Raw genomic sequence first — 23553 nt, forward strand, 5'->3', positions numbered from 1 at the left:
GCTCAGAGCTCCTGGCGCAGGTTGTCGGGATCGTGGAAGGGCAGTTGCACCACCTTGGCGTGCACCATCGCGCCGCCCTCCACGCGGATCGGAATGTGCATGCCGGGGGTGGCCTGGTGGGCGCCGGCATAGGCCAGGCCAATGATCTGCCCCAAGGTTTGCGAGTGTTCGCAGGAGGTGACATTGCCGCTGATGTCCGGGCCGTCCAGTACCAGGTGCCCTTCCAGGGGTTGCGGGCTGCCCTTGGGCAGGGTGAAACCGACCAGCTTGCGCTTTAGCGGCTGCGCCTCAAGGATTTCGATGGAACGCTTGCCGACGAAGAACGGCTTCTTGCGGCCGATGGCCCACTGCATGTCGATCTCTGCCGGGTGGGTCATGCCGTCGGTGTCCTGGCTGATGATCACGTGGCCTTTTTCCAGGCGCAGCAGGCGCTGGGTCTCTACACCGAACGGGCGAATACCCAGGCCCGCACCGGCTTGCATCAAGGCGTCCCACAGGCGTTCGGCATGGCGCGCCGGCACATGCACTTCATAGCCCAGTTCACCGACGAAACCCACCCGCAGGATGCGTGCCGGGATGCCGGCCACCTTGCCCTGGCGCACGGCGAGGTAAGGGAACGCTTCTGCCGACAGGTCCACGTCATCGCACACCTTGGCCAGCACCTGGCGTGACAGTGGCCCGGCCAGGTTGACGGCGGCCAGGGCAGCGGTGACGTTGTTGATGTCCACGTCCAGGCGCCACTGCGCGTTCCACTTCAGCATCTGTTGGTAGATGCGGTCGACGCCGCTGGTGGTGGCGCTGACATAGAAGTGTTGCTCGCCCAGGCGTGCGCAGACGCCGTCGTCGATCACCACGCCGTGTTCGTTGGTCATCAGCGCATAGCGGGTGCGGCCGACAGGCAGCTTGGCAAAGCCAAAGGTGTACACGCGCTCCAGCAGTTCTGCGGCGTCGGGGCCGCGTACGTCCAGGCCGCCCAGGGTAGAAACGTCGATCAGGCCAACTTTTTCACGCACATGGCGGGCTTCTTCCTGCATGCAGCGCTCACGTTCCTCTGGCTTACCGTAGTAGGCCGGGCGTTGCCAGATACCGGCAGGCATCATTTTCGCCCCGGCTTGCAGATGGCGGCGATGCATGGGTGTTTGCCGGTACGGGTCGAAGGCGCGACCGGCGACATGCGCCAGCTTTTCTGCCTGGAACGGTGGGCGCGCAGTGGTCACCCCGGTCTCGCTGATGCTGCGGCCGGTGGCGTGGGCTACCAGGCGTGCGGTGGGCAGCGCCGAGTGGCGGCCCTGGGACGGGCCCATGCCGACCGTGGAGAAGCGCTTGACCAGTTGGATGTCACGGTAGCCACTGCGGGTGGCGTTGACGATGTCGCGCACTTGCAGGTCTTCGTCGAAATCGACGAAATCCTTGCCTTTGGGGTGCGGGAAGATCGGCCAGGGGAAATTGACCTTGGCTTCGGCGCAGAACAACGGCTGCGACGGCGCTTGCAGGCCCAGCGCCGCCACTGCTTCGGCGGCCCCGCGCGTGGCATCGGCCAGCACATTGGCCAGCGCGTGACGGCCGTTTACCGAGCCTGCGATATCCAGCCCGGCCGGCAGGTTGCTGAGGGTGAACTCGTCACGGTTGACGTCATAGGCCAGCTTGCCACCGGCCTGGCACAGCAACTGGTACACCGGCATGTAGCCCGCCGACATGCACAGCAAGTCGCAGGCCAGGCGCAGGCCATGCGCGCCGACCTTGCCCTGGCCGGTGATCGGGCGAATGTCCACGCCGCTGACATGGCGCATGCCTGTTTCGTGCAGCGCTTCGTACACCGTGCTGCCAAGGTGCACGGGGATATCGCGCCGCTTCAGTTCGGCGCCCAGTGCGGCATCGGCCGGCGCGGCGCGCATATCGACCACGGCGGCCACGGCCACGCCTTGCTCCTGCAGGTCGAGGGCGGCCAGGTAGCCGTCATCGTGGCCGGTAAGGATCACCGCGCGCTGGCCCGGTTTTACCGCGTACAGCTTCATCAGCCGCTGGGCGGCGCTGGTCAGCATCACCCCCGGCAGGTCGTTGTTGCGGAACACCACCGGCTGGTCGAACGAACCGGCCGCCACCAGGCAACGGCTGGCGCGTACTTTGTACAAGCGTTTGTGCTGGATCACCGGCAGGTAGTTGTCGGTGAACCAGCCGTTGCAGGTGGCTTCCATCAGCACCTGGATGTTCGGGTGGCTTTCGATGGCGGCCAGCAGCTCCTGACGCAGGCTGGCGGCGCGGGTGCCGGCGATGTCGAAGCGGGCGTAGGTGAGTGAGCCGCCCAGCACCGGCTGTTGTTCGATCAGCAGCACCTTGGCCCCGGCATTGGCCGCGTCCAGCGCCGCGCGCAGGCCGGCGGGGCCGCCGCCGATGACTGCCACATCAACGAACAGATAGGCTTTGTCGTAGTACTGCGGCTTGAAGCCAAGGTCGAGCACGCCAAGGCCGGCCTTTTTGCGAATCAGCGGCTCCCACACTTTCCACATGCCCTTGGGCTTGTAGAACGAGCGGTAGTAGAAGCCCACCGGCATGAAGCGCGAGAACTTTCCCAGGTAGGCGTCGCGGTCATGTTCCAGGCTGCCGTTGAAGTTCTGCCCCTCAATCACCTGGCCATCGCGGGCGGCTTCCAGGTCGGCCAGCACGTTGGGTTCTTCAGGCAACTGCACCAGGGTGTTGGCGTCCTGGCCGGCCATGCTCAGCGGGCCGCGTGGGCGATGGTATTTGAACGAGCGCGACAGCAGCCAGCGACCGTTACCGAGCAGGGCGCTGGCAATGGTGTCACCGGCAAAGCCCTGGCAGGCCTGGCCGTCGAACTGGAAGCGCAGGGGCCGCTCGCGGTCGATCAGCAGGCCCATGGGCGCGGGGAGGCGAGTGTGGCTGTTCATCCGGCGATCTCCGGGGTGGCGGCGGGGGTGAAGTCGACGCGGCGGTCGAACAGTGCTTTCGGGTCGAAGGTGCGCAGCACCTGGTCGCTTACCGTGTGGCGCTCGGCCAGAAACCAGTAGCTGGAAGCGTTGTGCAGCCACCACTCGGTCACCACCCCGGCCAGGTTGTCGCTGTTGAACACATAGTCGGCCCACTCGGCGTCGCTGCAACTGGCCGGGTCGGGCATGTGCTTGAACTCGCCGCCGTAGGTGAACTCGCTGATGTTGCGCGGGCCGTTCAAGGGGCAGGTCAGGATCTTCATCGTCGTTGCTTCCTAGTGGCTGGCCGCAGTGGCGCCCATTTCGTTGACTTGCTGGAAGCGGCTGAAGCGCTCCAGGGCGAAGGGCGCGATCATTTCGGGCACCTTGCCGCCGCTGGCGACCAGCTCGGCCATGGTCTTGCCGCAGATGGGCGTCGCCTTGAACCCCCAGGTGCCCCAGCCGGCGTCCAGGTAGTAGTTGTGCACCGGCGACAGCCCCATGATCGGGCTGTAGTCCGGGGTCATGTCGGTCATCCCCGCCCACTGGCGCATCAGCTTGGCGTTGGCCATGAACGGGAACATCTCAATGGCGTGGGCCAGCAGGCTTTCCTTGAGGTCGAGGGTGGAGCGCGTGTTGTACAGCGGGTAAGGGTCGGAGCCGCCGCCAAAGACGATTTCGCCGCGGCTGGTCTGTTGCACATAACAGTGCAGCGCTGACGAGCTGACCAGCGGATCGAGGAACGGCTTGAACGGCTGGGTGACCATGGCCTGCAGCGGGTAGGTGTGGATTGGCGCACGGATACCGGCCTTGGCCATCAGCAGCGAACTGGCGCCGGCCACGGCCTGGACCACGCAGCCGCATTGCACCGTGCCACGGTTGGTCTTGACCGCTTCGATGCGGCCATTGCGAATCAGCAGGTCCTGCACTTCGGTCAGCTGGTGGATTTCCACGCCGCGCTTGGCTGCTTGCTTGGCGTAGCCCCAGGCTACCGCGTCGTGGCGTGCGGTGGCGCCGTCGATGTGCCACAGGCCGGCTAGCACCGGCAGGTGGCCAGGGTCGAGGTTGAGGCTGGGCACCAGTTCGCGAATCTGTTGGCGGTCGATCATTTCGGTGCGCCCGCCGAAGTGCTTGTTGACCTCGGCACGCTGGCGGAAGGCGCGCACGGTGGCATCGGTGTGCGCCAGGGTGAGCTGGCCGCGCTCGGAATACATGATGTTGAAGTCGAACTCGTTCGACAGGTTCTGGAACATGCGCACCGATTCTGCGTAAAAGCGCACACCCTCGCTGGTGAGGTAGTTGGAGCGGATAACCGCAGTGTTGCGTGCGGTGTTGCCACCGCCCAGGTAGGCTTTTTCCAGCACGGCGACATTGGTTACGCCGTGGTACTTGGCCAGGTAGTAGGCGATGGCCAGGCCGTGGCCGCCGCCGCCAATGATCACCACGTCATAGCGTGGCTTGAGTTCGCACGGTGGCGGCAGGTCGACCTCCACCGGGTAGTCGGCACTCAGGCCGTATTTCAGCAGGGCGAAAGGCATGCGGTGCGCTCCTGGTGGGCGGCCTGCTGCTGCAGGTCGAGGGCGAGCAGGGTGTTTTTCATCAGGTAGGCAATGGTCATCGGGCCGACGCCGCCGGGTACCGGGGTGATGCCGGCGACCTGGGGCAGGGCAGCGGCGAAGTCGACATCGCCGACCAGGCGGCTGTGGCCGCCGTCATCGACGCGGTTGATGCCGACGTCGATCACCACCGCGCCGGGCTTGAGCCAGTCGGCACCGATCAACCGAGGTTTGCCCACTGCGGCCACCAGGATGTCGGCCTGGCGGCACAGCGCCGGCAGGTCGCGGCTGCGCGAATGCACCACGGTCACCGTGCAGTCGGCCTGCAGCAGCAGGGCAGCCATGGGCTTGCCGACAATGTTCGATCGGCCGACCACCACCGCATGCTTGCCGCGCAGCTCGCCACAGGCGTCGCGCAGCAGGCGCATGCAACCGCTGGGGGTGCACGGGGTGAGCACATCGCGGCCCTGGGCCAGGCCACCGACGTTCTCGCTGTGGAACCCGTCCACGTCCTTGAGCGGGCTGATGGCCTGCAATACAGGGTGCTGGTCGATGTGTGCGGGCAATGGCAGTTGCACGAGGATGCCGTTTACTTCGGGGTCGCGGTTCAGGCGGTCGATCAAGGTCAGCAGGTGGGCCTGAGTGGTGTCGGCCGGCAAGCGATGCTCCAGCGAGCGGATGCCCACCTCCTCGGCGCGCAGCACCTTGTTGCGCACGTATACCTGGCTGGCGGCATCGGCGCCCACCAGCACCACGGCCAGGCCTGGTTGCACGCCGCCCTGGCGCAGCTTCTGCACTTGCTCGCGCACCTCGGCCAGCACCCGCGCGGCGGTGGCCTTGCCGTCGATCAGCTTGACGCTGGGAAGGGCGTTCATTTGAAGATCACCGTGCGGTCGTGGTTGAGGAATACCCGGTGTTCCAGGTGGTATTTCACCGCGCGGGACAGGGCGATGGTCTCGGTGTCGCGGCCGATGGCCACCAGGTCGCCCGGTGCGTAGGCGTGGTCCACGCGCTGCACTTCCTGCTCGATGATCGGGCCTTCGTCCAGGTCGCTGGTCACATAGTGGGCGGTGGCGCCGATCAGCTTGACCCCGCGCTGATAGGCCTGATGGTAGGGCTTGGCCCCCTTGAAGCCGGGCAGGAACGAGTGATGGATGTTGATCGCCCGCCCCGACAGCTGGCGGCACAGGTCATCCGAGAGGATTTGCATGTAGCGCGCCAGCACCACCAGTTCGGTGCCGGTGTCCTCGACGATGCGCAGCAGCGCGGCTTCCTGTTCGGCCTTGGTGTCTTTGCTCACCGGCAGGTAGACGAAGCGAATGCCCTGGCGCTCGGCCATCGGGCGCAGGTCCAGGTGGTTGGAGACCACGGCGGTGATGTGCATGTCCAGCTCGCCCTTGGCATGGCGGTACAGCAGGTCGGACAGGCAGTGGTCGAACTTGCTCACCATCAGCAGCACGCGCATCGGCCGGGCGCTGCTGTGCAGGCTCCACTGCATGTCGAAGCGCTGGGCCACGTCGGTAAAGCCAGCCTCCAGCTGCGGCGTGTCGCCGCTGACACCGGTGTTGAAGCGGAACACCGCGCGCATGAAGAAGCGCCCATTGTCCTCGTCGTCGAACTGCGCCATCTCGCTGATGTAGCAACCGTGCTCGGCCAGGTAGGTGGTCACCGCAGCGACGATGCCGGACACGGCCGGGCAACTGACGCGCAGGATGAAGTGATCGGGAGCGGGGTGCATGTCGGATAGGCCTCGTGATGGAGTGGGGCAGGTCGGGCACAAGGGCAAAAGAGGCTTCGCGAGGAGGCGAAGGGGTGTTTCTTGGCAGGAATATAAATTTCCTTTAGGCGATTTATAGGCGAAATGAGGGGTGACGGTCTAGGGGTTTATGAAATTTTTTATCCTGACAGGAAAGTTTATTGCTGCTTGTCACGCTTTTTGTGGGAGCTGGCTTGCCGGCGATAGGGCCGGTGCAGACTGGACGAAAAACTGGCTATGCTTGCCCAATGACCAGCACTCCCCCTCTACGCCAACCTTGCCCCCCTGGTGCCTGCGACTGCGGCCGGGAGCACTTGGTCGACCACCCGCAGGCGGCCCAGCGCATCCTCCTGCTGACCCGACAGGAAGAAAAGCGCCTGCTTGAACGCCTGGAAAACCTCAAGGACCTGGAAGACCTGCAACGCCTGCAGCAACGCCTGTACGAAAACCTGGGCATCCGCGTGCACATTGCCCCCGGCTTCAACGAAGTGCGCACCATGCGCGGCATCGTCATCGAACTGGACGACCAGCCAGGGCTGTGCCGCAAGACCCGGCAGTCGATCCCGGCGGCGATCCGCCGCGGCCTGGAGCGCAACCCGCAGGTCGCCTTCCGCCTGCTCGATACCCACGACCTGCTGCGTGACGCCTGAGGGCTAGATTCACGCGGTCTCTGTAGGAGCGGCCTTGTGTCGCGATCGGGCGCGCAGCGGCCGTAAACCTGCGTCCCCATTTTCCTGGCTAATCTCGGTTGCCTGAATTGCGGCCGCTGCGCGCCCGATCGCGACACAAGGCCGCTCCTACAAGGGCTCGGATCAGGCGCCACTAATTTTTTCAACGCGTGCTACGTCTACTTGAAAGCCCCCCTGCACCAAGCGTGCAGCGGCACTCATCATTCAAGGAGACAGGCAATGACTTCCGTTTTCGACCGCGACGATATCCAGTTCCAGGTAGTGGTCAACCACGAAGAGCAGTACTCGATCTGGCCGGATTACAAGGCCATCCCCAACGGCTGGCGTGCCGTGGGCAAGAGTGGTTTGAAAAAGGACTGCCTGGCCTACATCGACGAGGTGTGGACCGACATGCGCCCGCTGAGCCTGCGTCAGAAAATGGCCGAAGCCGCTACCCAGTGACTGCACTGAACCTGCTGTGCCTGCCGTATTCCGGGGCCAGCGCCATGGTCTACAGCCGCTGGCGGCGCAAGCTGCCAGCCTGGCTGCAAGTACGCCCGGTGGAGCTGCCTGGTCGTGGCGCACGCATGGCCGAGCCGCTGCACACCGACATGCAAGCCCTGGCCCGGCAACTGGCCAGCGAGCAGCGCCTGGCGGCCAGTGCCCCCTATGCGCTGCTTGGGCACAGCCTGGGCGCGCTGCTGGCCTTCGAGCTGGCCCATGAACTGCAGGCGTTGGGCTGCCCGCCACCCTTGGCGCTGTTCGCCTGCGGCACGGCGGCGCCCACGCGGCGTGAGGACTACGACGGCAAGAACTGGCGTGAGCCCAAGAGCGATGCCGAGCTGATCAGCGAGTTGCGCGAGCTTCAGGGTACGCCCGAAGAAGTGCTGGCCAACGCCGAGCTGATGAGCCTGACCTTGCCGACCCTGCGCGCGGACTTTCTGCTTTGCGGCACCTACGCCTACCGCCAGCGACCGGCCTTACAGTGCCCGCTGCACGTGCTGGGCGGCGTGGACGACCGGGCCAGTGACGAGCAATTGCAGGCCTGGCGCCACGAAACCCACGGCGAATTCTCGCTGCAGATGTTCCCGGGCGGCCACTTCTTCATCCATGAGCAGGAGGACCGCGTGCTCGGCGCGCTGACGGCTTCGCTGGAGCCGCTTCGGCTTTCTGCCTGATTGACGTCACCGCTTGCCTGGGGGAGGCTAGGCCTTTTCCCAGGCAAGGGGCGGACAATGCTGATCGATCCACACAAGGCCACGCTGCTGGTCGTCGACATCCAGGAAAAACTTATCGGCGCCATGAGCGACCCCGAGGGCACTCGGGCGCGGGCCCGCTGGTTGCTGGCAGCGACTGCCGAGCTGGAGTTGCCGACGGTGATTTCCGAGCAGTATCCCAAGGGCCTGGGGCACACCTTGGCGGAACTGCTGGCCGCAGCCCCGGCAGCCGAAGTGGTGGAAAAAAGCCATTTTTCCTGCGTGGCCGCCGAGTGCCTGCCGGCCAGCCTGATGGCGCGTGAGCAGGTGATCGTTTGTGGCATGGAAACCCATGTCTGCGTGCTGCAGACGGTGCTTGGCCTGCTGGCCTTGGGCAAGCAGGTGTTCGTGGTCGAGGATGCCTGCGACAGCCGCACCCCGGCCAGCAAGGCGGCGGGCCTGGCGCGCATGCGTGCTGCCGGTGCGCAGGTGGTGACCCGCGAAATGGTGTTGTTCGAATTGATGGGCAGTGCCGGCCACCCGCTGTTCCGCCACATCAGCAAAACCTACCTGGTCGGTGAACAGCCCTGAACGGCCGGTTACTGGCTGCCGGGTTGATGGCCCTGGCGCTGCTGCAAGGTTGTGCCGGGCGCCGTGAAGAAGCACCAGAAGCAGACCCGGCCAAGGTCCGCGCCCAGCTGCTGCGATTGCTGCCTGCGCAGGCCAAGGACCGCGAGGGCTGGGCCAGGGACATTCAAGTGGCTTTCGAAGCCCAGCGTATTGCACCGAGCAAAAGCAACCTGTGCGCCGTGTTGGCGGTGACCGAGCAGGAATCCACCTTCACTGCCGACCCGCAGGTGCCCAACCTGGGGCGTATCGCCCGAGAGGAAATCGACCGCCGTGCCGCGCGCCTGCATATTCCCAGGCTGCTGGTCGACGGCGCTCTGAAAACCCCTTCGGGCAACGGCCAGAGCTACCAGCAGCGCTTGCAGGCTGTGCGCAGCGAGAAGCAACTGAGCGAGCTGTACGACGAGGTCATTGCCCGCGTACCGCTGGGCAAGACCTTGCTGGATGGGCTGAACCCGGTGCACACCGGCGGGCCGATGCAGGTGAGCATCGACTTCGCCGAAAAGCATGCACAGGCTTACCCCTACAGCCATGACGGCACGATTCGCCAGGAAGTGTTCACCCGGCGCGGCGGCATGTACTTCGGTATTGCCCACCTGTTGGGCTACCCGGCCAGTTACGAACGCCAGCTGTACCGTTTTGCCGACTTCAACGCAGGCTGGTACGCCAGCCGCAATGCGGCGTTCCAGGCGGCATTGAGCAAGGCGACCGGCGTGCCGCTTGCCCTGGACGGCGACCTGATTGCGCCGGGGGCGATCATGCCGGGCACCACCGAGCAGGCCGCGAGAAAGCTGGGGGTGAAGCTGGGGCTGCGTAACCCGCAGATTCGCAGCCAGCTGGAGGAGGGCGACAGCCTGGCGTTCGAGGACAGCAAGCTGTACAGCGGAGTGTTTGCCCTGGCGGATGCCAAAGCCGGCAAACCGGTGCCACGGGCGGTACTGCCGGGTATCGAACTTAAAAGCCCGAAGATCACCCGCAAGCTGACCACGGCATGGTTTGCAGGGCGGGTGGAAGAGCGCTACCAGCGGTGCATGAAGCGTTAACCTGTCAGGCGACGCGATCCATTGTGGGAGCGGCCTTGCGTCGCGAAAGGGCCGCATAGCGGCCCCAAAGTTTCTGCGTTGATGCAAAAATTGCTGGGGCCGCTGTGCGGCCCTTTCGCGACGCAAGGCCGCTCCCACATTGACTGCATCGGCCTGCTCGATCAGCTTTCGCCCAACGCCCCAACCACTTGGTCAACACTGGCCTTCAACCCTGCAAACGCGTCCTCAGGGTCACTCTCCACCACCACCAACTTCGCCCCGGCCGCCTTGATCACTTCGGCTACCGCCGCGTCCGGCTGGCGATGGTCCAGCACCAACGCCACATCCTGCGCCTTCAGGTTCTCTCCCAGCGCCTTGAGCGCGGCAGCATCCCACTCGGCCGGCAGCGGCTGCTCCACCACGTCCAGGTTCAACCCGCTGGCCAGGTAACCCAGCCGCTCGGACAGGCTCACCACGGTCAGGTTGTCGACCTTGGCCAGGCGTGTCTGGCTGCTGGCCGAAAGCTCCAGCAACTGGCGCTTGAGGCCCGCCAGGTTGCCCTGGATCTTCGCTTTGTCCTCCGGGGCCAGGCGTTCCAGGTCATTGGCCACCACATCGGCCATACGCCCGAGGTTGGTCGGGTTGAGCCAGGGGTAGGCGCCGTAGGCATCGTCACCCGTGACCGCAATGCCTGGCAGCGCGCCATCCACCGGCCGCGCAGCATCGATTTCGACGATGCGGATGTTAGTGCGTCGGGCCATCGGGTACAGCGGGTCGTCACGCCAGATCGACCGCACGCCGATCACCGCGTCGGCCTGCTGTGCGGCTTTCTCCAGGCTGGCGCCACCGCGCCCGCTGAAGTACGACGGCTGGCGGCTGGCTGGCAGGTTGGCCGGCGCCGCACGCTTTAGCTGTACCGCAGTGCCGTCGAGCAGGGCGCTGGCCAGGCTGTGGGTGACGGGCAGGGTGGTCAGCACTTGTGTGGCAAAAGACAGCGACGGCAGGCCGGCCAGGGCCAGCGCCAGAGTCAGGCGTTTGAAGTTCATGCCGGGTTTCCTTGCAGGCGGGGGACGAGGGCGCGGGCCAGGGCGGCCAGGGCAAAGCAGATGCCAGCGACCAGGATGATCGCGGCGCCTGATGGCACCGGCAGGTCGAAAACGATCGGCAGCAGGATGCCGAACAGGGTGCTGATGGTGGCAATCACCACCGACAGGAAGAAAAAGCCCTTGAGCGACTGGCTGACCAGGCGTGCGGCGGCAGCGGGGATGACCAGCAGCGCACCGACCAAAATGGCCCCGATCACCTTCACGGCGGCCACGGTCACCAGGGTCACCAGCACCACGAACAGGTAGTCCAGGGTTTTTACCGCCACCCCGCGTACGGCCGCCAGCTGCGGGTTGAAACTGGCCAGCATGATGCGGTTGTACAGCGGCAGCGCCAAGGCCAGCACCAGCACCGCGACGATGCCCAGGACCACCAGGTCCTGGCCGCTGACGGTGAGCACCGAGCCGAACAGCACGTTTTCGAGGATATGCACGTTGATCTTGCCTGCCAGCATCAGCAGCAGGCTGGCACCCAGCGCCAGCGACACCGACAGGAACACGCCGATCAGCGTGTCCGGCGACAGCCCGGTGCGGTTGCGCAGGAAGTTGAGCAAGATGCCGAACAGCAGGCAGTAGCCGAACAGGCTGCCGTAGGGGCCGGTGTAGGGCTCGCCCAGCAGGATGCCGATGGCCACCCCGGTCAGCGCGGCATGGCCAACTGCCTCGGAGAAGAAGGCAAAGCGCTTGACCACCACCAGGGTGCCCAGGCCGCCCAGCACCGGGCCGATCATCATGCCGGCCAGCAGGGCGTTGACCACGAAACCGTAGGCCAGTGCCTCGGGCAGGTAACCAGCGGTAGCCCATTGCTGGACCAGTTGGCGAAATGCTTCAAAACTCATGAGGCAAGGCTCTCGCTACGCGGGTGAACGGAGAACAGGCCGAGCAGGCGCTCCGGGGTCAGGGCCTGGGCGGGTGGGGCGTCGAACAGTACCTTGCGGCTCAGGCCGGTTACCCGGTCAGCGAGGCGCAGCACGGCTTCAAGGTCGTGCTCGATCCACAGCACGGTGGTGCCAGCCTGGCGCCAGCCCTTGAGCAACTGCTCGAACACCTGGATACCGGCTTCATCGAGCGCCGACATGGGTTCGTCCAGCACCAGCAACTGCGGCTCGGGGATCAGGCCCTGGGCCAGCAGCACGCGCTGGCGCTCGCCGCCGGACAACGCACCCATGCGCCGCTTGCGCTTGTCGAGCATGCCGACCCGCGCCAGGGCCGCGTCGATGGCCGGTTGCACACGCCGCGACAGGCCGAGAAAGGCCGGGCGGCGCTGGCACATGGCGGCCATGAAATCGTCCACGGTCATGGGCAGGCCGCGGTCGAACTCCAGTGCCTGCGGCACATAGCCGATCACTTCGCGTTCGCTTGGCCAATGCAGGGTCAACTGGCCCTGATGCGGCATCTGCCCGAGCAGGGTCTTGATCAGCGAGCTCTTGCCGCCGCCGTTGGGGCCGACGATGGCGTGCACGCTGCCTGCGGCCACGCTGAAACCGACCTGTTCAAGGATGCGTGTGCGGCCCAGCGTCAGGTCGATGCCGGCGAACTCGATGCGCGGCCCGAAGGCCGTCACCAGGTTGGCGGCGGCGGTCATGCGCGGTTCTCCTGGATGGCGCGAACCACGGTGTCGAGGTTGCGCTTCATTTCCACTTCGTACTTTTCCTTGGTGTATTCGCCATAGGAGATGTGCGTCAGCGGGTACAGACGCACGCCAGATTCGCGCTGGATGGTCTCGACGTAGGCCGACGGGAAGTCCATTTCCGAGAAGATCACCCGCACGTCCAGGGCCTTGAGCTGGTCGATGGTCTTTTTCAGCTGGGCCGGGCTGGGCTCGATGCCATGGGCAGGCTCGACCACGGCGGTCACCTCCAGGCCGAAGTCGCGTACCAGGTAGTCGTAGGCGGCATGGATGGTGGCAACCCGGAAGGTGGCGCTAGGCGCCTCGGTGACCTTGGCCAGGGCTTCGGCGCGCAGGGCACGCAGGCGTTTGGCATAGGCGCGGGCGTTTTGCGTGTAGAGCTTGGCGTTGTCCGGGTCGAGCTTGCCCAGTTCGCGGGCGATGTTGTTGACCTGGGCAATGGTGGTGCTGATCGACAGGAAGGTGTGCGGGTTGACCACCTTGCCCGCGCCGCGGGCGGCAATGCCGGTGGCGGCCAGCAACGGAACGTTCTGGTTGGCTTCGATGGTGTTGATGCCCGGCTTTTCGCTGGCCGCGATCATGCGGTCGGCGAAGTCGTCGTGGCCTACGCCGTTCAGCACCACCACATCCAGGGTGCCGATGCGCTTGATGTCCTCGGCCCGTGGCTCATAAGCGTGGGGGTTGAAGCCCGCTGGAATCAGCGGTACCACTTCGGCCTTGTCGCCGACGATGTTGGTCACGTAGCTGTAGTAAGGGTGCAGGGTGATGCCGATGCGCAGCGGCTTGCCGTTATCGGCCAGGGCCATTGTCGGCAGGGCAATGGCCAGGAGCAGGGCGAGGGCGGAGCGGAACATGGGGAAGTCCTTGGGTTCAGTGACGGTGTTCGCGGGTAACCCCGGCGTCGTAGTGGCTGACTACCTGCTGCCAGCCCGCGGCGATCAGGGCCGCCTGGCCGAGGTCGTCCGGCGTCATGGCGGCACTGTCGCGGCGCAGCCAGACATCGGCCTGGCCAGTGCTGTCGGCCGGCAGGATCAGCAGCAGGCTGCCGGCGATTTCAGGGGCCTGGCTGCGGCCCAGGTAGGCGCCGGGCTCCAGCCACGACCATTGGTGGCCGCCACGGCTCTGGCTGCCGGCATCGACCACGAAGGGCGGCAGGCCTTCATCGGCCAGGGCCTGCACGCCAGGCACGGCAGCGTTTTCTTCACGCAACAGCAGGATTTCGTCGAAGGCCACCCGCAGGTCGGTGTAAAGGCCTTGCTCGGCGGCGGTGAGGTCGCGACGGGCGTCGATCTGGTGGCTGGCGATGGTCTGTTCGTCTTCGCGCTCGCCACGCAGCAGCACCACGCTGGCGGCGAGCACCACGATCAGCAGGCTGATCAAAAGCACGTACAGGGTTTCGTGCCCGGCGCCGGCCGGGCGAATCACTTGGGCGCGGCTCATGGCTGGGCGATATCGGCGTAGTCGACTTCAACCACGTGCCCGGGGCCTGCATCGAACAGCACGTAGAACTCGCCGTCCGGGCGCTTGAAGGTGAGCGTCGAGTCATCGCCAAGCTTGCCGCCAACCAGCACCTGTTCGTCATAGCCGATCACATCCAGGGTTACCCCCGGGGCACCGCTGCCGTCCGAGAAACCGCCGGTGCACGTGACCTGGCCGCCGGCCGTTTCTTCGCATTCGCACATCGGGTTGTGCGCCAGCGCAGGGCCGGCGGCCAGCACCAGCAAGGGCAGGGCGAGGGTTCGCATCAGCTGTTTCATTTCTTGCCTCCTTGTTTTTCGAGCCAGGCCACAGTGGCTGGCGATGCTTTGGCCAGGGGGACCGACCCCTGGTGCATGCTGCCGTCCCAGCCTTCCAGGGTGATCCAGATCTGTGCGTCGGGTTTGGTGCGGGGCGGGATGGGCAGCGAGGTGCCCATGTTGTAGGGCGCGCCGAAGAAAATGGTGCCGGCGGCGCGCAGGCTGCGTGGCTTGCCGATGCGCAGGTAGGCTGCCTTGACGTCCTTGATGCAGGCCTTGCACAGCGATGCATTGAACGACTTGAAATAGCCGGCCGGGCCGTCGGCGCGTGGCGCCTCGTCACGCATTTCGGCCAGGTCGAGGCTGTAAGGACCGACCTGGATGTTGCTGATCACATTGGCGCCAAGGCCGGCCTCGCCGCGAAAAAACTTGGCGTCGGCGAAGTATTTGGGCATGAAGCCCAGTGGAATCAGGATCAGCAGAATGTTCAGGTGAAAACGCCACTTCAGCCATAGCTGCTTCAGCGGGCTGGCGGGCAGGGCTTGGGCCTGGCTCATGGGTTCATCTCCACGGTAGTTTCACGACGTGCCGCACGCGGTGCCCGCTCGCTGCGCTTGAGGGCGGCGGCGGTGGCCTGGGCGGTGCGTTTGGTCCAGATCAGCAGGCCACTGAATACCAGCAGGGTGAGGATCAGGCCGAAGAAGAACCACACCAGCTTGATCGGCAAGCCGCCGAAGTCGCCGGTGTGCAGCGGGCGCATGGACTCGGTGACGAAATCCAGCGCTGAGCGGTCGCTAAGCAGGAACTGGCTGTCTACGTTACCCGTGTAAGGGTTGATAGCAGCGCTCTGGGACATCAGCGGATACCAACTGCGCCCGCTCATGGAAACTTGACTGTAAGCGGTAGCTGGCAACGAAATGAAGTTGATTTCCAGGCCTGGAATCGTCAGGCCGGCAATGCGAGCGGCTTCATCCAGGTCGATGCGCGGGGCGGGGCTGCCATCCGGCGTTTGCGGCACATCCTCTCGGGCGATCACCGGAGTGAGGGGCCGGCTGGAAATGGTGATGTGGTTGTCGACCAGTATCGCCTGGATCAGGAACCAAATGCCGGTGATGGAAATGACCGCAATGAACCAGATCGACCACACCCCAGCGAGGCGGTGCAGGTCGCCCCAGAAAATCCGCGAGCCATGCCCGGTGCGCACCGGTTTGAAAAAGCCCCTCCAGAACTTCTTGTACACCACCAGGCCTGTGACCAGCGAAGCCAGCATCGGCAGGCCAAGCAACGACACCAGGTACCAGCCCCAACTGAAACCGTTGGTGAACGGCACCAGCCACCAGCCGTGCAGGGCGCGGGTGAACGCTTCGAAGTTGAAGTCCGGGGTCTTGCCCTGGATAGCCCCTGTGTAGGGGTTTACGTACAGGGTCGGGCTGGAGCCGTCTGGCAGGGTGACACCGGCTTGTACCGCGAAGTGCGAGCCATCTGGCTGGCTCAGGCGCTCTACCACCATGTCCGGCTCGGCCTTGTTCAAGGCTTCCAGCACTTGCTGGAAACTCAGGCGTTCGACGTCGGCATCGGGCTTGTTGGCGCGCACGGCCGGGTCGGCGAGCCAGACGATTTCCTGGCTGACCACGGCGAGCATGCCGGTGAAGCAAACGATCAGGACAAAGAACCAGATCGGCAAGGCGAGCCAGCTATGGACCAGGAACCACAGCCTGGATTTGGATTTTTTCGGTGATTTGGCCATCAGACGGTCTTCTGCATTGGGTGGTCGAGCGTATGCCCAACCAAAGAGGGCTGTACTGATAAGGACGAATGAGAATTGAAATCCTGCCGATTTAAATGCAAGCAAATGTTTCTAAGCGCAAGGCCGGCCTGCGCGCGAGGCGTCAGGCCGGCCTTGAAGGGGCGTGTCGCAAAAGGGGTCAGGCGCGGGTCAGGGCCACAGCCGGTTGCGGTTTGCCGTGCAACTGCGCCAGGTCCTGGTACAGCGCACGGCCAATTTCCGCAGCGCGGGCCGGCAGCACCGAGAGCAGTGTGTCGCTCAGGCCGTGGCTGTTCTCGCAGAAGCCCTGCAGGTACACCGAGGCCTGCAGGTCGGGGCTGGCCAGTACGCGGTAGTTGCGGTCGACGTTGAAGTCTTCCAGGTAACCGGCCAGTGGCGCCAGCAGGTCACGGTGCGAGCGGCGCTCGTAGCCGGTGGCGAGGATCACGGCGTCGTAGCGGTGGGTTTGTTGCTGGCCGGTGGCGAGGTCGCGAAGGGTCAGTTCCAGGCCTTCGCGGGTGGCCACCACGGCTTCCACCTGGCGGCGGCACAGCACGTTGTGACGGTGCTGGTGGGCGACCTTCTGACGGTAGAGGATGCCGTAGATGCGTTCGATCAGGTTGAGGTCCACCACCGAGTAGTTGGTGTTGTGGTATTCGCCCAGCAGTTTGCTGCGCTGGTCGGCCGGTTCGTTGTAGACCAGGTCGGTGTAGTCCGGCGAGAAGATCTCGTTGACGAACGGGCTGTCGTCGGCGGGTTTGAGGGCTGAGCCACGCAGGATCATGTCGACCTTGACCGACGGGTAGCTGTCGTTGAGGTCGATGAATGCCTCGGCGGCGCTCTGGCCCGAACCGATCACTGCGATGCGCATCGGTTTGCCGGCGGTGCACGGCAGCGTGTTCAGGCTGCTCAGGTACTGGGAGTGATGGAATACCCGCGGGTCGTCCTTGAAGGCACCGAACTTTTCCGGAATTTTCGGTGTGCCGCCGCTGCCGACCACCACCGAGCGGGTGCGGCGGCTGTATTCCCGGCCCTGGGCGTCGCGCGAGACCAGGCGCAGGTGCTCGACCCGGCCCGCCTGCACTTCCGGCTCGATGCGCAGCACTTCCTGGCCATACACCGCCTGGGTGGCGAAATGTTCGGCGGCCCAGCGCAGGTAGTCGTTGTACTCCAGGCGGCAGGGGTAGAAGGTGCCGAGGTTGATGAAGTCGGCCAGGCGCTGCTTCTGGTGCAGGTAGTTGACGAAGCTGTAGGGGCTGGTGGGGTTGCGCAACGACACCAGGTCCTTGAGGAACGAGATTTGCAGCTCGCTCTGGGTGGCCAGGGTTTCGCCGTGCCAGCGGTAGTCCTGCTGCTTGTCGATGAACAGCGCGTCGAGGGCGTGGCCCTGAGATTCGGCGAGTTCTTCCAGGGCAATGGCCAAGGCCAGGTTGGAAGGGCCGAAGCCCACGCCGATCAGATCTTTGATGGTTTCCTGCTGTAAGGCCTGGCTCATGGTTGCGATTCCCTGAATGGTCGAATGTGGACGCCCGCCGGGGCTCCGGCTCCTGCGCAAGTACATGAGTTGGAACGAGCCAGTCGGGGGGGAATTTAAGTGGGCTAAAGAACTGCGAGGGGGGGCCGATAGGGTGGTTACGGCAAGGACCTATCTTTCGGCAGGGAATGACATGAGCGGAATCACGGCAAGCAACCTGATGATCAATGGCGTTTCAGCGCAGACGCTGAGCGCGAACGCAACGACTGAACGCGAACAGGCAAAACAGGCAGGCGAGGCACTGGGCCCCTTGAGCATCAGTAGCGACAGCATGAAAGTTTCTGCGGGTAGCCAGGCGCAACCTACGGACAGCGAAGACAGTGGTGAGTCTGAGGCCGTAAAAGAGCTGCGTCAGCTGATCAAGGACCTGCAGAAGCAGCTTGTCGAGGAGCAGAAACAGCTGGCCGCGTTGCAGAACAGCAAGATGGATGAAGCTGCCAAGACGGCGGCGGTGGGCGCCAAGCAGGCAAGCATTGCCACCATCAACGGGCAGATCATGGCTGCCACGGCGCAGCTGCTGGAGCTGTTGCAGCAAGAGGGTGGCAGCAGTTCGGGCGGGATGGTCAGCGCTACGGCCTGATTGTCTTACGCAATCCTCCAGACCGCGCAGTACCTGTAGATACCGTCTTGACCCTCACCCCGCAAGAGGGATTTTGGGGTCAAACGGTATCCCCGACTTCACCACCCCGTAAACCAGGTGCAGCAGCTTGCGCATCGCCGCGCAGACGATCTGTTTGTAGGCTTTGTGCCGGCTGCTCAACCGCTCTGCCAGTTCCTTCACGACAGGGTTGTGCCTGATTGAGACAGTGCCTGACATCCACAAGCCCGCACGCAGCCTTGAGGCGCCTGTACGCGAGATTGTGCTCTGACCTATGAACTCTCCCGATTGCTGCACTACCGGGTTTAGGCCTGAGAACGCGACAATTGCAGAAGGGCTTTGGTATTTCAGCGGATCGCCCAGTTCGGCGAGCAGCAACGTAGCAGTGGTTTCACCCAAACCATCAATCGAGGTAATCAGGTCACGTCGTTTGCGTAGGTCTGGATCATCATCGATCGTCTGGTCGATGGCCTTCCTGGTCTTTTCCAGCTCTTCGGTAATGTGCCCGATTACGTCTTGAATCGACTGCTGTACCGCATCTTGTGCGACATCCAAACGATTCTTCTCCATCTGGCGCATTTCTTTGAGGTCGTCCAGTCGCCGCACTAGAGCACGCAAGCGGCGCTGTGCAGGGGGCTCAGGCTCCCACTGGCGAAGCGAGACAGCCTTTTGTTGGCCATAGGCAGCAATGACTTTGGCGTCAGCCTTGTCGGTTTTGACTCGTCGAAGCTCCACGTCAGCGAATTTTGCGATTACCGCGGGGTTCAGAATGCACACCCGATAACCTTGGTTGTGACAATGCTCGGCCAGCGCTTCGTGGTAGGTGCCTGTAGCCTCCATAACGATCCAGGCGTCTGGTTCGGCATGGCGCTCAAGCCAGTCGCTGAACTGCTTGAACCCTCCAGGATCATTGAACAGCTTGGCTTTGGTGCGCATCTTGCCGTTGGGCTGCGGGGTGGCAATGTCGAAAGATTTTTTGGCGACATCAACGCCAACAAAAACGGACATGATCTTCTCCTTCAAACAACGAAAGTCGATCACCCTACACTCAGTTCAACCTTGTTAATGCGTGCTCACGCCGGGGGCGGGCACTAGATACCGTTCGAACTAGTCGAGTGGGGTTGGAAGGCCAGAGCGTTATCTACAGTGCGGGCTCGATGCCCTCGGAGCGGCTCCGCTTCAAGACCTTCCCTCGATGATCAGTCGAGAACTTTGGCCTTTTGGGAGGCCAAAGTCGAGATACAAGGAGCGGCCTTGCCGGGGCGCCGGACCGGTCGGATGGGCCGCAAAGCGGCCCCGGCAATCTATGCGACGAAGCTGAAATCCTGGGGCCGCCTTGCGGCCCTTCGCGACACAAGGCCGCTCCTACAGGGGACCGCGTAGCGCCAGTGCCTTACTCGGCTACCAGCCGCCCCTTGCTCCGGTCGGTCTTGTACTGCATGGCCACTGCCGGTGCAGGCTTGGCGGCACCGGTCTCCAGCCACTGGCGCATGCGGCTGGCATCGGCGAAGTGGGTGTACTTGCCGAAGGCATCGAGAATGACCATGGCCACCGGGCGGTTGTCCATGCGGGTCAGCAGCACCAGGCAGTGACCGGCTTCGTTGGTGAAGCCGGTCTTGGTCAGCTTGATGTCCCAGTTGCTCTTGTTCACCAGGTGGTCGGTGTTACGAAAGCCCAGCGTGTAGTTGGGCTTGCGGAAGGCCACGGTCTTCTCGCGGGTGGTCGACAGCTCGCTCAGCATCGGGTACTTGCGCGAAGCCATCAGCAATTTGGCCAGGTCGCGGGCGGTGGACACGTTCTGCGTCGACAGGCCGGTCGGTTCAACGTAGCGGGTATGTGCCATACCCAGGCTACGGGCCTTGGCATTCATCGCCTTGATGAACGCCGGGTAGCCCCCGGGGTAGGCGTTGGCCAGGCTGTTGGCGGCACGGTTTTCCGACGACATCAGGGTAATCAGCAGGGTCTCGCGGCGGTCGAGCTGGCTGCCCAGGCGCACGCGCGAATACACGCCTTTCATTTCCGGGTTGTTGGCAATGGTCATGGTGAGCATGTCATCCATGGGCAGCTTGGCATCCAGTACCACCATCGCTGTCATCAGCTTGGTTACCGAGGCGATCGGCACCACACGGTCGGCGTGGCTCGAATACAACTCCTGGTTGGTATTCAGGTCGATCAGCAGCGCGCTGCCTGAAGCCAGATGCAGCTTGGACGGGTCACGTTGGACTTGAGCCGGGGGTTGTGCAGCAGCAGTCGACGGAAGGGTCGCGGTACCTGTGAGCAACAGCAGCAGGCTGAGGATGGACAGGGATGTTTTCACGTTGAGGCTCACTAAAAGTTGGTATGTCGTTGGCTGTGCAAGGGTTTTCCCCCAAAACCGCTGCATTCTGGAGTATGGCTGAATTGCTGTCGAATGCCTTATGACTAAAGGGCGCAAGGTGAACGAAATTTAATCCTGCGCTTGGTGAAAGGCGCATCAGGAAGCGATCAGGTACGCCGCTACGCCCTTGGCCAAGCGCCAAGGCTTCCAGATTGAAAGATGATCGAACAATCGGCTGTAGTTGCCCGCCAGCCCTGCAACCGCGAGGTAGACAAACCACTTTCGCAGCACTCGGGAGAACTTTCTTTTAATGAATCTTTTAATGAATCGCAACAATCGGCACACCCATGAAAAATGGCCCTGTCGCTAAAAACGAAAAAGCCCAACAGCGTGTTGGGCTTCAGCGTCACTCCTTAACACCAGCAGGAATGACAGGATCGGGCAAATTTACGGCACGGCGACAGGATACGGCAAGCCCTTTTGGGCGCCTCTTTCATGCACCTTCAGCGGGCGAGCTGGTGCTCTGTTGGCGCTAGCCTTCAGGAAGCGTGATACCGCACATCAATCTGTCCGCAATATCGGGAACTGCTCTGCGGGATTGCGTGATTCGGCGTTCATCAACCGGCATGCAGTCGCAGCCTCGGACTTGTTGATAAAGCCGCGCTTGAGCCGCTGTTTCTCCTGGTTGTCGTAGATATCGAAGCCGCCCGAAGTGGTAGCGGCATAGAACCGGTTGCCAATGCGGAAGGACTCGCCTTCCACTGGCACTGCAGGAACGATAACGAATCTTGCTTGCATGTTTCGCGCCTCCCCAGGCAGATAGCTCATTATTAGTCTGAGAACGGGAAGGCAACAATATGACTCATCGAGACTAATCAATGGCGTGGCGTGTCACACATGTCAACCCTGCGCTTTTGGTCACCCGGCATCCCGATGCAACCTGTGGGGGGCATCGGGATGTGTGGTCGGCTTTCGACGCTCAGCGATGGATCAGCGAGAGTTCGCTGATGATGCAGACCGAGCCGTCATCGGCCGGTGTTGCATCGGTGTAGTCAACCTGGTTGTAGATGCCACCGTGGAATTCGAACAGGCGCGACGCCCAGGTGCTGTCGAGCTGTAAATCGCCGGATGCGCCGGTCACCCCGTTGCATTTGGCCGTTACATTCACCACGCCTGCAGACGTGGTGTGGATGCTTACGTTGAACTTCGCCCCCAGAGGCACCCCTTTGAGCACGGTCGAGTTTACCGGGTCGGTCTGGTTGTAGGTCCGCCGAAACCCCAAGGTAATGTTGCCCTTGTTCCAGAACACCTTTACCGGCGGGCTGTCATCCCCACGCACGTGCATCTGGGCGATCACCACCTTTTGCGCCGCGTTGACCTTGGTCAGCGTCATGGTTTGGCGATTCCAGTGGTCCTGGGCGCTGGCCAGTGTCCAGTCTTCGGTTTCTGTCCACTCGCAGCGGGTCCTGTGGGTGCTTTTGCTCGAAGCACCTTTGGTGGGGGCTGAAAGCTGGATCGAGCCATCGCTGAGCACCTTTACCACATTCGGCAACCGGGCGATCGCTTCGGCACCGTTGAGTTCGAGTGCTACAGGGTTGGTTGAGGAGACCGCCACCGGGGTGGCGAGGGTGAGGTTGCTGATGTCTACGGCCATGGGGGCTCCTGACAAAAAAGTGGCTTGAATGACGAACCGTTCCAGCAGCCTTGCATCTGGCTGCCGAATTGAAAGTTAGCCTCAAGCTAAAAATTGGTCAATAGCGAAGCGCTAAATAAATTTCGCTTTGAGACAAATTACCTGCTGGCGAAATTTTTCCGCGGCAGGGCTTTACGCTGGATTTGGCGGTGAGATAAGCTTTCCTTGAATACTGTACGAATATACAGCTATCAGGATGAGAATATGTCTAAGCACATGAAGGCAGCACCCCGGCAGCACCAGGTAATGACCGGCGTAGAGCGGCTTGGCCTGCGGGTGTCATCGATGATCAACCACCCGCTCGCACAGACGCAGCGCTGGGTCGTTGTGCATCGCCTGGATACCGACGGTGATGCCGAATGGGAGGAGGTGATGGGCCTGCTGTCCGACACGCCCGAGTTGGACCTGACGTTCAACGACGACGAAAGCGTCACCGTGCGCTGGCAGCGCAGCAGTGTGGAGGAGCGTGACGATTTTATCGTTGAGCCGTACAGCAAGGAGGAGGTTGAAGCGCCAGCGCCTTTCTGAGCGTTATGCAAAGCCCGCCTGGGTGGCGGGCTTCGGCTTCATACCAGGTGCGCATTCCACACCAGCAGCACCCTGGCCTGAATGTAGGTTTCTTCCCGGCGAATCATGCGGTCCTTGTGCCGCGAGTTGTCGGAAATCATCTCGAAGTGGTCATCGTCAGCGATCTGCAATCGCTTGATGTAGATGTGGTCGCCCCAGGACAAGAAGTAGATGCCATCGCCGACAAACTCGCGGATGCTGACATCGACGATCAGCGGGTCCCGGTGCTTGATGGTCGGCTCCATCGACTGGCCCCAACCCGTGATCATCTTCAGGTGGTGGTGTTCAGTGAACGCCACACCCAGTTCGCGCAGATGGCTGGGGCTGACGCGAACGTCCTTGAACATCTCGGGGTAGTCGTGGGGGATCTGGCCACCGCCCATGGCGGCCCGCACATCGTAGTGGGCAATCCACACTTCGTCACCAACCAGGCCAGGGCGAACCAGGTCAGCCTTTATCAGCGTGGCATCCTGCGGTTCTTCTGCAGCGGCCAGCAACCTTTGCCGGGTTTCCTCAGAGATACCCTTGCCGCTTCGGGCAAGCATCTGCTTGACCAGGTCGGCCGCCGAAAGCTTGCCTTCGCCCGCTTCGACCGCCGCCTGCACGGGGTCGCCTGCCGACAGTGCGTCGAACCAACCCCGTGGCAAACCTTCGATGCCCTCGATTCTGCGGGCCACGTCATCGCCCAGGTTTTTCGCGGTCTTGTCGGAAAGGATCTGGCTCAGGTGTGCAGGCGCCATCCCCCAGCGTTCTGCGCAGGATCCCTTTCTCTGGCTGCCGATGAGCTTGACCAGGTTGTGCTTGCGAATGTCGTAGATGTCCATAGGGCGAAGCATGCCAGTGTTTAGCTTGCTGCTAAAT

The 23553-nt window shown here is 63.3% G+C and carries 26 protein-coding genes; 7 read left to right on the forward strand and 19 right to left on the reverse strand.

The genetic code is table 11. The features are described 5' to 3' along the window. Positions 1 to 2: 2 nt before the first annotated feature. The 5 genes from AK81_RS11220 to purU are packed head-to-tail and all read right to left on the reverse strand — an operon-like array spanning position 3 to position 6218. Positions 3 to 2906: an FAD-dependent oxidoreductase gene (locus tag AK81_RS11220; RefSeq protein WP_043199078.1), complete on the reverse strand. Its 2904-nt coding sequence runs from the start codon at positions 2904 to 2906 to the stop codon at positions 3 to 5. Then, entirely contained in the window at positions 2903 to 3208 is a 306-nt protein-coding gene (locus AK81_RS11225) for a sarcosine oxidase subunit delta (RefSeq protein WP_028613225.1), read from the reverse strand. The genes AK81_RS11220 and AK81_RS11225 overlap by 4 nt, the downstream gene beginning before the upstream one ends. 12 nt (positions 3209 to 3220) lie before the next feature. Further along, positions 3221 to 4462: an FAD-dependent oxidoreductase gene (locus AK81_RS11230; protein WP_016499086.1), complete on the reverse strand. Its 1242-nt coding sequence runs from the start codon at positions 4460 to 4462 to the stop codon at positions 3221 to 3223. After that, positions 4444 to 5355 (reverse strand): bifunctional methylenetetrahydrofolate dehydrogenase/methenyltetrahydrofolate cyclohydrolase FolD, encoded by a 912-nt coding sequence (gene folD / locus AK81_RS11235; protein ID WP_043199080.1) that lies wholly within the window; start codon positions 5353 to 5355, stop codon positions 4444 to 4446. The genes AK81_RS11230 and folD overlap by 19 nt, the downstream gene beginning before the upstream one ends. After that, on the reverse strand, positions 5352 to 6218 hold the full coding sequence (purU, locus tag AK81_RS11240; protein WP_043199081.1) for a formyltetrahydrofolate deformylase: 867 nt from the start codon (positions 6216 to 6218) through the stop codon (positions 5352 to 5354). Before purU ends, folD begins: the two co-directional genes overlap by 4 nt. A 266-nt stretch (positions 6219 to 6484) precedes the next feature. Here purU and AK81_RS11245 point away from each other — a divergent pair, with 266 nt between their 5' ends. From AK81_RS11245 to AK81_RS11265, 5 genes are all read left to right on the forward strand, one after another. Further along, positions 6485 to 6886 (forward strand): hypothetical protein, encoded by a 402-nt coding sequence (locus AK81_RS11245; RefSeq protein WP_043199082.1) that lies wholly within the window; start codon positions 6485 to 6487, stop codon positions 6884 to 6886. Between the two features lie 258 nt (positions 6887 to 7144). Then, a complete protein-coding gene (locus AK81_RS11250; protein WP_016499090.1) occupies positions 7145 to 7366 on the forward strand; it encodes an MbtH family protein in 222 nt (73 codons plus the stop codon). Then, a complete protein-coding gene (locus AK81_RS11255; RefSeq protein WP_043199083.1) occupies positions 7363 to 8082 on the forward strand; it encodes a thioesterase II family protein in 720 nt (239 codons plus the stop codon). Before AK81_RS11250 ends, AK81_RS11255 begins: the two co-directional genes overlap by 4 nt. Positions 8083 to 8139: 57 nt before the next feature. Next, positions 8140 to 8691, forward strand: a complete 552-nt coding sequence (locus AK81_RS11260) for a hydrolase (protein ID WP_043199084.1) — start codon at positions 8140 to 8142, stop codon at positions 8689 to 8691. A 26-nt stretch (positions 8692 to 8717) separates the two neighbouring features. Beyond that, the gene (locus tag AK81_RS11265) at positions 8718 to 9770 is read left to right on the forward strand and encodes a DUF1615 domain-containing protein (RefSeq protein WP_043199086.1); all 1053 of its coding nucleotides are present in this window, start codon (positions 8718 to 8720) and stop codon (positions 9768 to 9770) included. Between the two features lie 161 nt (positions 9771 to 9931). Here the strand turns inward: AK81_RS11265 and AK81_RS11270 are convergent, their stop codons facing one another. The 9 genes from AK81_RS11270 to AK81_RS11310 all read right to left on the reverse strand — a co-directional run bounded on the left by AK81_RS11270 (position 9932) and on the right by AK81_RS11310 (position 17478). Further along, positions 9932 to 10795 carry a metal ABC transporter substrate-binding protein gene (locus AK81_RS11270; protein ID WP_043199088.1) on the reverse strand — a complete coding sequence of 288 codons (864 nt, stop codon included), beginning with the start codon at positions 10793 to 10795 and terminating at the stop codon, positions 9932 to 9934. Then, positions 10792 to 11691: a metal ABC transporter permease gene (locus AK81_RS11275; RefSeq protein ID WP_043199089.1), complete on the reverse strand. Its 900-nt coding sequence runs from the start codon at positions 11689 to 11691 to the stop codon at positions 10792 to 10794. Before AK81_RS11275 ends, AK81_RS11270 begins: the two co-directional genes overlap by 4 nt. Next, a complete protein-coding gene (locus AK81_RS11280; protein ID WP_043199091.1) occupies positions 11688 to 12437 on the reverse strand; it encodes a metal ABC transporter ATP-binding protein in 750 nt (249 codons plus the stop codon). The genes AK81_RS11275 and AK81_RS11280 overlap by 4 nt, the downstream gene beginning before the upstream one ends. Then, the gene (locus AK81_RS11285) at positions 12434 to 13336 is read right to left on the reverse strand and encodes a metal ABC transporter substrate-binding protein (protein WP_043199092.1); all 903 of its coding nucleotides are present in this window, start codon (positions 13334 to 13336) and stop codon (positions 12434 to 12436) included. Before AK81_RS11285 ends, AK81_RS11280 begins: the two co-directional genes overlap by 4 nt. A 16-nt stretch (positions 13337 to 13352) precedes the next feature. Then, entirely contained in the window at positions 13353 to 13922 is a 570-nt protein-coding gene (locus AK81_RS11290; RefSeq protein WP_043199095.1) for a DUF6162 family protein, read from the reverse strand. Beyond that, positions 13919 to 14239, reverse strand: coding sequence for a hypothetical protein (locus AK81_RS11295; RefSeq protein WP_016499099.1), 321 nt, complete (start codon positions 14237 to 14239; stop codon positions 13919 to 13921). The genes AK81_RS11290 and AK81_RS11295 overlap by 4 nt, the downstream gene beginning before the upstream one ends. Beyond that, on the reverse strand, positions 14236 to 14775 hold the full coding sequence (locus AK81_RS11300) for a hypothetical protein (RefSeq protein ID WP_043199097.1): 540 nt from the start codon (positions 14773 to 14775) through the stop codon (positions 14236 to 14238). Before AK81_RS11300 ends, AK81_RS11295 begins: the two co-directional genes overlap by 4 nt. After that, positions 14772 to 15965 (reverse strand): PepSY-associated TM helix domain-containing protein, encoded by a 1194-nt coding sequence (locus AK81_RS11305; RefSeq protein ID WP_043199098.1) that lies wholly within the window; start codon positions 15963 to 15965, stop codon positions 14772 to 14774. The genes AK81_RS11300 and AK81_RS11305 overlap by 4 nt, the downstream gene beginning before the upstream one ends. A 178-nt stretch (positions 15966 to 16143) precedes the next feature. After that, positions 16144 to 17478: a lysine N(6)-hydroxylase/L-ornithine N(5)-oxygenase family protein gene (locus tag AK81_RS11310; protein WP_043199099.1), complete on the reverse strand. Its 1335-nt coding sequence runs from the start codon at positions 17476 to 17478 to the stop codon at positions 16144 to 16146. Positions 17479 to 17650: 172 nt separating this feature from the next. On the opposite strand from AK81_RS11310, the gene AK81_RS11315 reads away from it, so the two are divergent. Beyond that, positions 17651 to 18097, forward strand: coding sequence for a hypothetical protein (locus AK81_RS11315; protein WP_043199101.1), 447 nt, complete (start codon positions 17651 to 17653; stop codon positions 18095 to 18097). Between the two features lie 54 nt (positions 18098 to 18151). Here the strand turns inward: AK81_RS11315 and AK81_RS11320 are convergent, their stop codons facing one another. From AK81_RS11320 to AK81_RS11335, 4 genes are all read right to left on the reverse strand, one after another. Then, a complete protein-coding gene (locus AK81_RS11320; protein WP_043199103.1) occupies positions 18152 to 19123 on the reverse strand; it encodes an IS110 family transposase in 972 nt (323 codons plus the stop codon). A gap of 385 nt (positions 19124 to 19508) precedes the next feature. Beyond that, entirely contained in the window at positions 19509 to 20432 is a 924-nt protein-coding gene (pbpG, locus tag AK81_RS11325) for a D-alanyl-D-alanine endopeptidase (RefSeq protein WP_043199104.1), read from the reverse strand. Positions 20433 to 20993: 561 nt separating this feature from the next. After that, positions 20994 to 21230 carry an Arm DNA-binding domain-containing protein gene (locus tag AK81_RS11330; RefSeq protein ID WP_043199106.1) on the reverse strand — a complete coding sequence of 79 codons (237 nt, stop codon included), beginning with the start codon at positions 21228 to 21230 and terminating at the stop codon, positions 20994 to 20996. A gap of 181 nt (positions 21231 to 21411) precedes the next feature. Next, positions 21412 to 22086 (reverse strand): polysaccharide lyase family 7 protein, encoded by a 675-nt coding sequence (locus tag AK81_RS11335; RefSeq protein ID WP_043199109.1) that lies wholly within the window; start codon positions 22084 to 22086, stop codon positions 21412 to 21414. 243 nt (positions 22087 to 22329) lie between these two features. Here AK81_RS11335 and AK81_RS11340 point away from each other — a divergent pair, with 243 nt between their 5' ends. Beyond that, the gene (locus tag AK81_RS11340) at positions 22330 to 22653 is read left to right on the forward strand and encodes a DUF1654 domain-containing protein (protein WP_043199111.1); all 324 of its coding nucleotides are present in this window, start codon (positions 22330 to 22332) and stop codon (positions 22651 to 22653) included. 38 nt (positions 22654 to 22691) lie between these two features. Here AK81_RS11340 and AK81_RS11345 read toward each other — a convergent pair whose 3' ends face one another. Beyond that, positions 22692 to 23516 (reverse strand): S24 family peptidase, encoded by an 825-nt coding sequence (locus AK81_RS11345; RefSeq protein ID WP_043199112.1) that lies wholly within the window; start codon positions 23514 to 23516, stop codon positions 22692 to 22694. Positions 23517 to 23553 lie beyond the last annotated feature (37 nt).

The sequence above is a fragment of the Pseudomonas putida W15Oct28 genome, from assembly GCF_000708715.2.
In the GTDB taxonomy this organism is placed as follows: domain Bacteria; phylum Pseudomonadota; class Gammaproteobacteria; order Pseudomonadales; family Pseudomonadaceae; genus Aquipseudomonas; species Aquipseudomonas putida_R.

Excerpts from the sequence above, each read along its gene's own strand:
- AK81_RS11275 (WP_043199089.1), bottom strand. The coding sequence starts at position 11,691 with ATGAGTTTTGAAGCATTTCGCCAACTGGTCCAGCAATGGGCTACCGCT.
- AK81_RS11335 (WP_043199109.1), bottom strand. The coding sequence starts at position 22,086 with ATGGCCGTAGACATCAGCAACCTCACCCTCGCCACCCCGGTGGCGGTC.
- AK81_RS11305 (WP_043199098.1), bottom strand. The coding sequence starts at position 15,965 with ATGGCCAAATCACCGAAAAAATCCAAATCCAGGCTGTGGTTCCTGGTC.
- AK81_RS11225 (WP_028613225.1), bottom strand. The coding sequence starts at position 3,208 with ATGAAGATCCTGACCTGCCCCTTGAACGGCCCGCGCAACATCAGCGAG.
- AK81_RS11340 (WP_043199111.1), top strand. The coding sequence starts at position 22,330 with ATGTCTAAGCACATGAAGGCAGCACCCCGGCAGCACCAGGTAATGACC.
- AK81_RS11220 (WP_043199078.1), bottom strand. The coding sequence starts at position 2,906 with ATGAACAGCCACACTCGCCTCCCCGCGCCCATGGGCCTGCTGATCGAC.
- AK81_RS11290 (WP_043199095.1), bottom strand. The coding sequence starts at position 13,922 with ATGAGCCGCGCCCAAGTGATTCGCCCGGCCGGCGCCGGGCACGAAACC.
- folD (WP_043199080.1), bottom strand. The coding sequence starts at position 5,355 with ATGAACGCCCTTCCCAGCGTCAAGCTGATCGACGGCAAGGCCACCGCC.
- AK81_RS11310 (WP_043199099.1), bottom strand. The coding sequence starts at position 17,478 with ATGAGCCAGGCCTTACAGCAGGAAACCATCAAAGATCTGATCGGCGTG.
- AK81_RS11280 (WP_043199091.1), bottom strand. The coding sequence starts at position 12,437 with ATGACCGCCGCCGCCAACCTGGTGACGGCCTTCGGGCCGCGCATCGAG.
- AK81_RS11300 (WP_043199097.1), bottom strand. The coding sequence starts at position 14,775 with ATGAGCCAGGCCCAAGCCCTGCCCGCCAGCCCGCTGAAGCAGCTATGG.
- AK81_RS11230 (WP_016499086.1), bottom strand. The coding sequence starts at position 4,462 with ATGCCTTTCGCCCTGCTGAAATACGGCCTGAGTGCCGACTACCCGGTG.
- AK81_RS11330 (WP_043199106.1), bottom strand. The coding sequence starts at position 21,230 with ATGCAAGCAAGATTCGTTATCGTTCCTGCAGTGCCAGTGGAAGGCGAG.
- AK81_RS11295 (WP_016499099.1), bottom strand. The coding sequence starts at position 14,239 with ATGAAACAGCTGATGCGAACCCTCGCCCTGCCCTTGCTGGTGCTGGCC.
- AK81_RS11315 (WP_043199101.1), top strand. The coding sequence starts at position 17,651 with ATGAGCGGAATCACGGCAAGCAACCTGATGATCAATGGCGTTTCAGCG.
- purU (WP_043199081.1), bottom strand. The coding sequence starts at position 6,218 with ATGCACCCCGCTCCCGATCACTTCATCCTGCGCGTCAGTTGCCCGGCC.
- AK81_RS11320 (WP_043199103.1), bottom strand. The coding sequence starts at position 19,123 with ATGTCCGTTTTTGTTGGCGTTGATGTCGCCAAAAAATCTTTCGACATT.
- AK81_RS11265 (WP_043199086.1), top strand. The coding sequence starts at position 8,718 with ATGGCCCTGGCGCTGCTGCAAGGTTGTGCCGGGCGCCGTGAAGAAGCA.
- AK81_RS11250 (WP_016499090.1), top strand. The coding sequence starts at position 7,145 with ATGACTTCCGTTTTCGACCGCGACGATATCCAGTTCCAGGTAGTGGTC.
- AK81_RS11285 (WP_043199092.1), bottom strand. The coding sequence starts at position 13,336 with ATGTTCCGCTCCGCCCTCGCCCTGCTCCTGGCCATTGCCCTGCCGACA.
- AK81_RS11270 (WP_043199088.1), bottom strand. The coding sequence starts at position 10,795 with ATGAACTTCAAACGCCTGACTCTGGCGCTGGCCCTGGCCGGCCTGCCG.
- AK81_RS11345 (WP_043199112.1), bottom strand. The coding sequence starts at position 23,516 with ATGGACATCTACGACATTCGCAAGCACAACCTGGTCAAGCTCATCGGC.
- AK81_RS11260 (WP_043199084.1), top strand. The coding sequence starts at position 8,140 with ATGCTGATCGATCCACACAAGGCCACGCTGCTGGTCGTCGACATCCAG.
- AK81_RS11245 (WP_043199082.1), top strand. The coding sequence starts at position 6,485 with ATGACCAGCACTCCCCCTCTACGCCAACCTTGCCCCCCTGGTGCCTGC.